We start from the raw sequence: 4,985 nt of genomic DNA, 5'->3' as shown, positions 1-4,985 counted from the left end.
CGCGCCACGCCCTCGGGCATCGCCGGTTCGAGCCGCGTCAGGCTCTCCAGGTCCATGATCAGCCGGGCCGCGAGCTTGGTGGCGCTCTCGCCGGTGTGCGGATAGGCGCTGTGACCACCGCGCGTTCGCACCGTGAACCGCAGCCACAGCATGCCCTTCTCGCCGAAGCGGATCGTGTGCGGGCTGCTCGGCTCGGCGTTCAGGCAGCAATCGCCGTGCACCTCGGGATGGTGGGCGATCAGGTAGCGCGAGCCCCATTCGCCGAAGGTCTCCTCGTCGGACACCACGGTCAGCGTGAGCCGCCCGTTCCAGCGCTCGCGCAACCGGGCGAGGTAGGCGAAGGTGAAGATCGACGCGGTCGTGCCGCATTTCATGTCGGAGGTGCCGCGGCCCCACACCCGGCCCCCTGACACCTCGCCACCCCAGGGGTCGTGTGTCCAGCCCTTGCCGTCGCCGACCGGGAACACGTCCATGTGTCCGTTGAGCACCAGGTGCCGACCGGGGCCCGCGCCGCCCTCCATCGTAGCGACGAGGTTGGGCATGGCGGGCTGCGGTGCGATCACGCGATAGGGCAGGGCCTCGTGCTCGAGCAGGCGCCCGACGAAGGCCGCCGCCTCGCGCGTGTCGCCCGGCGGGTTCGGGCTCTTCACCTGCACGAAGCGGCTCAGGAAGTCGACCAACCGGTCCCGGTCCGCGTCGATCCAGGCGAGGATCGCGTCCCTGTCGGCGGCGGCCGTCATCGCGCGCGTGCCGCCGCGCCAGCCGGCCGGCGAGCGACGGGCGCGCTGCGCGGCGCCTCGTGCACGACCGTGCCGTCCTTCACGACTGCCGTGCAGCGGTTCGCGGCGATCAGGTAGGACAGGTCGGCCGGATCCTCGATGTCCCACACCGCGAGGTCGGCGCGCTTGCCGACCTCCAGCGAGCCCAGGTCCTTGGCCATCCCGAGCGCCCGGGCGCCTTCGATGGTGAAGCCGGCCAGCGCCTCTTCCGGGGTGATCCGGAACAGGGTGCACGCGAGGTTCATCACCATCGGCGGGGAGTTGGTCGGCGAGCTGCTCGGGTTGCTGTTGGTGGACACGGCCATGCGCACGCCGTGGCGCCGGAAGAGCTCGACGGGCGGCGTGCGCGTCTCGCGCAGCGTGTAGTTGGCGCCCGGCAGCAGCCCTGCCACCGTGCCCGCTTTCGCCATCGCCGCGACCGTGACCTCGGATGCGAACTCCAGGTGGTCGGCGACCAGCGCGCCGTGCTCGGCGGCGAGCCGTCCGGCCGAGAAGTCGCTGTACTGGTCGGCATGCAGGCGCACCGGCAGCCCCAGCTCGCGGGCACGGCCGAACAGCCGCGCGATCTGCTCGTGGGTGAAGCCGACGTTGTCGCAGAAGCCGTCGACCACGTCGACGATGCCCTCGGCGACGGCGGCGGGCAGCACCGTGTCAACCAGGAAGCCGATGTAGTCGTCGGGGCGGGCGCCGTACTCCGGGGCGAGGCCGTGCGCGCCGAGGAAAGTGGACACGACGGTCACCGGGAGCGCTCGGCCCAGCTCGCGCGACAGCCTCATCTGGCGCACCTCGGTCTCGAGGTCCAGGCCGAAGCCCGACTTGCTCTCGAGCGTGGTGACGCCGTGCGACTGCATCTCGAGGATGCGCCGCGCAGCGCTCTGGAACAGCTCGTCATCGCTCGCCTCGCGCGTGCGGCGCACGATGCCAGGCACGCCGCCGCCCGAGCCGTGGATCTCGGCGCGGGTGGCGCCCCGCAGGCGCATCTCGAAATCGCGCCGGCTGTCGCCGCCGTAGATCACGTGCGTGTGGCTGTCCACGAGACCCGGTGTGACCCATGCGCCCTTCAGATCGTGCACCGTCCGCGCGACACTCGATGCACTAGCACCCAGCGCGGACATTGGCCCCGCGAAGCGGATGCGGCCCGCCTCGGTGGCGATGGCCCCGTCGCGCACAGCCCCGTAGGGCTGCACACCGGCCATGGTGGCGAGGTTGGCATTGATCCAGATCGCATCCCACATGAGCCGCACCCTCCTGAAATTGGTGACGCAATATACGCCCGCGTGACACATGCGGCCAACGCGACGCGCACCGCACGGGTGGACACACGCGGTGCATCGGGTCGACAATCGTGCGACCTGGACGAGGAGCTTCCATGAAGGGTCCCATCGAGATACCGGCCCGACGCGGCAAGGCCGCGTTCGTGGACGCGAACGCGCACGTGCGCGTCGTCAACACGCACGGCCAGCAGGTGGTCGACACTTGGGCCTTCAACCGCGCCGACATGAGCGAGTTTATGTCGATGGAGCATTGCCGGGCCAACCTGGGCCGCATCCTGCCGCGCGTCGGCGACGCGATGTGCACCAATCGGCGCCGACCGATCCTGACGATCGTCGAGGACGATTCGGGCGGCATCCACGACACCTTGATCGCAGCCTGCGACCCCTACCGGTATGCGCTCCTGGGCTGCGTCGGGCGCCACGACAACTGCAGCGAGAACCTCGCGGCGAGCCTAGCGGCGCTGGGCCTGAAGGCGCCCGAAACGCCGAGCCCGTGGAACCTCTTCATGAACATCCCGGTGGCGCCCGACGGCAGCATCCGCTTCCTGCCGCCGGTTTCGCGGCCCGGCAGCGGCATCACGCTGCGCGCCGAGATGGACCTCGTGCTGGTGTTCTCGGCCTGCCCGCAGGACATGATCCCGATCAACGGTGCGGACTGTGTGCCCAGGGAGGCGCACTTCGAGGTCGGTTGACAGCTTCGTGCCCTACAGCCGGTAGATGCGCACCGCGTTCTCGTGGAACAGCGCGCGGCGCTCGCCTGCCGACAGGCCCGCCGACAGCGTGCGGAAGGCCTCGAAGACGTCGGCGTAGCTGCCGGTGAGGCGGTCGACCGGGAAATTGCTGCCGAGCACGCAGCGCTCGATGCCGAAGGCCTCGATCGTCTGCTCGAACAGGGGCCGGATGCTCTCCACGGTCCAGCCCGGATTGGCCACGCCCAGGCCCGAGAGCTTCACCGCGACGTTGGGCGCCTGCGCGAGGCCGCGCATCGCGGTACGCCATGCGGCGAGGCTGGCCGGATCGCGGTCGATGGGCATGCCCGCGTGATCGAGGATGATCTGCACGTCCGGAAAGCGGCGCGCGAGCGCAGCGGCGTCGGCCATCTGCGGGTGGTAGAGCTGCAGGTCGAACGACAGCGCGCGCGCGCGGAGCCGGTCGAAGCCGGCCAGCCACGCCGGGTCGGTCATGTAGTCGGGACGGTCGACGAAGGACCGCACCGGATCGGGATCCCAATTCAGGATCTGCCGGATGCCGCGGAAGTTGCGGAACGACGCGTGGCCGTCGAGCACCTTGTCGAGATCGGGCGACTCGAGCCGCGCGAAGCCGACGATGCCGTGCGGAAATCCGTGCGTGTCGGCGATGCCCTGCAGCCAGCGCGTCTCGCCGACCGGGTCGGCGAAGTCCCAGCCCATCTGCAGGTGGACCGACTTGACCACGTGCTGCGGGAGCGCGTCGGCGATGTACTCGTCGATCAGGTAGCTGCGCCGCAGCGGCGTGTAGTCGCCGAGCACGCGCTTCCACATCGGCTCGTCCATCAGCCACGGGTAGTAGTGGGCCTGCAGGTCGCAGAGGTGGTGGTGGGTGTCCACCACCGGGAGCGGATCTTCGGCGTGCATGGCGTGCGCTTCCATGGAAACCTCTCGTGTGGTGAGCGAGTTCTTGACGTTTCGACTCTGCGGATACGACTGCGGTCCTACATTCATCCTACAGGTGCAGCCCGAGCAAGCACGGCCCCTGGCCTTGAGGTCATTCGGGAGGCCAGTGCTCATCTCCTGCAGCGGACTTCGCACAAAAGCTTGCCCCGGCACGCCATTCAGCTTTACCCGGCCCGGGTCCGACCGCTTTGTCATCACTTCATCGATTCGACTCACGCACTCTTCGCGGCGTCCACTCCTTCTTCGGTTGGTTGATCTACGCAGCTGCCGCTCGCGCACCGCTCCCGGGCCTGGCGCTTTGCCAATCCCGCTGATGCGCCCGCCCATGGGCGACGATCGCCCATGCCGTGCGTGCCATCTTGTTGGCAAGCGCCACCACCGCCACGTTCAGCGGTCGGCGTGCCAGCAGTTGCTCCAGCCACTTCGGTATGTCCTTGGCATGTTCGATCACCGCGCGCGCACCGTGATGAGCAGCGTGCGCAGGTAGGGGTCACCCCGTTTGCTAAGGTGCCCCACGCAGACCTTCCCGCCGCTGACCGCGTGCGCCGGCACCCAGGCCGAAGTGGCGGAGAGCTCCCGCCCCGAGCTCAAGCCTTCACGTCCCCGAGCGTCGCAGCCAGTGCCGTCGAGCCCAGCACACCGATCCCGGGCACTTGGTCCAGCTCGAGAGCTCCCTTCAGCCCACTCTTGCAGCGCCGCGAGCTCGCGCTCAAGCTGGTCGATGCGCTGGCCGATCTGCTTGAGCGTGTGCCGTTGCCCGTCCACCAGCATGCGCATCGACCAGGGCCTTCAACCCCGCCTAGCGTCCGCCGCAGGCCGAGGGCGGCGCGTCGTCGTCGCCGTCCGCGACTACGAGCTCCACCACGTACGGGCCGAGGAAGGCCTTGATCTTGGTGTGCAGCGCGCTGCGGTCGTAGTCGGTGAACGCCGCGTGCGACTCGAACGCGCTGAACAGCGCGTGCGTGAAGCCCTTGCCGCTCGGGGCCCCGTTGGGCAACAACCGATAAAGGAGGGCGCCGGCGCAGCCCTCGCGTACGGCCGCCTCATAGCAAGCGAAGCGTGCCAAGAAATCGGCGTCCGCATCGGGAGCGAGGCGCAGCAGCACGGTGTGGTGGAACATGGCGCCTCGGCGGCCTCGGGGGACGGGGCGCTCGTCCGCCGGCACGGCGGACGAGGAACCGGACTTGCCGCCCCGTGCCTAGTGTGTAGGTTGATGATAGCCTGGCCTTGACCGCGCGGCGGGCCCCGCGGCGGTGCAGGCCCGGACTCGTGGAGGCCTG

Annotated in this window: 7 protein-coding genes; 1 reads left to right on the top strand and 6 read right to left on the bottom strand. The window is 69.5% G+C overall.

Annotated elements, in window-relative coordinates:
- Both IT355_11110 and IT355_11105 read right to left on the bottom strand, forming a co-directional pair.
- Positions 1-740, bottom strand: a 740-nt coding sequence (locus tag IT355_11110; GenBank protein MCC7053806.1) for a M20/M25/M40 family metallo-hydrolase, incomplete at its 3' end; no start/stop codon positions are given.
- Positions 737-2,014: an imidazolonepropionase gene (locus IT355_11105; GenBank protein MCC7053805.1), complete on the bottom strand. Its 1,278-nt coding sequence runs from the start codon at positions 2,012-2,014 to the stop codon at positions 737-739. The genes IT355_11105 and IT355_11110, both read right to left, overlap by 4 nt.
- A gap of 134 nt (positions 2,015-2,148) precedes the next feature.
- Between IT355_11105 and IT355_11100 the strand changes: the two genes are divergently transcribed.
- Entirely contained in the window at positions 2,149-2,745 is a 597-nt protein-coding gene (locus IT355_11100) for an urea carboxylase-associated family protein (GenBank protein ID MCC7053804.1), read from the top strand.
- 12 nt (positions 2,746-2,757) lie between these two features.
- On the opposite strand, the gene IT355_11095 is transcribed toward IT355_11100, so the two are convergent.
- The 4 genes from IT355_11095 to IT355_11080 form a co-directional block, all read right to left on the bottom strand.
- Complete coding sequence (locus IT355_11095) at positions 2,758-3,819, bottom strand: amidohydrolase (protein MCC7053803.1); 1,062 nt, start codon at positions 3,817-3,819, stop codon at positions 2,758-2,760.
- A gap of 142 nt (positions 3,820-3,961) precedes the next feature.
- Positions 3,962-4,156, bottom strand: a complete 195-nt coding sequence (locus tag IT355_11090) for a hypothetical protein (GenBank protein MCC7053802.1) — start codon at positions 4,154-4,156, stop codon at positions 3,962-3,964.
- The gene (locus tag IT355_11085) at positions 4,153-4,482 is read right to left on the bottom strand and encodes a transposase (protein ID MCC7053801.1); all 330 of its coding nucleotides are present in this window, start codon (positions 4,480-4,482) and stop codon (positions 4,153-4,155) included. Before IT355_11085 ends, IT355_11090 begins: the two co-directional genes overlap by 4 nt.
- 22 nt (positions 4,483-4,504) lie before the next feature.
- The gene (locus IT355_11080; protein MCC7053800.1) at positions 4,505-4,825 is read right to left on the bottom strand and encodes a Dabb family protein; all 321 of its coding nucleotides are present in this window, start codon (positions 4,823-4,825) and stop codon (positions 4,505-4,507) included.
- Positions 4,826-4,985 lie beyond the last annotated feature (160 nt).

This window comes from Gemmatimonadaceae bacterium (genome assembly GCA_020851035.1).
In the GTDB taxonomy this organism is placed as follows: Bacteria; Gemmatimonadota; Gemmatimonadetes; order Gemmatimonadales; family Gemmatimonadaceae; genus JACMLX01.
Note: the sequence above shows the minus strand (reverse complement) of the source record. Positions and strands in the feature narration are given on the sequence as shown.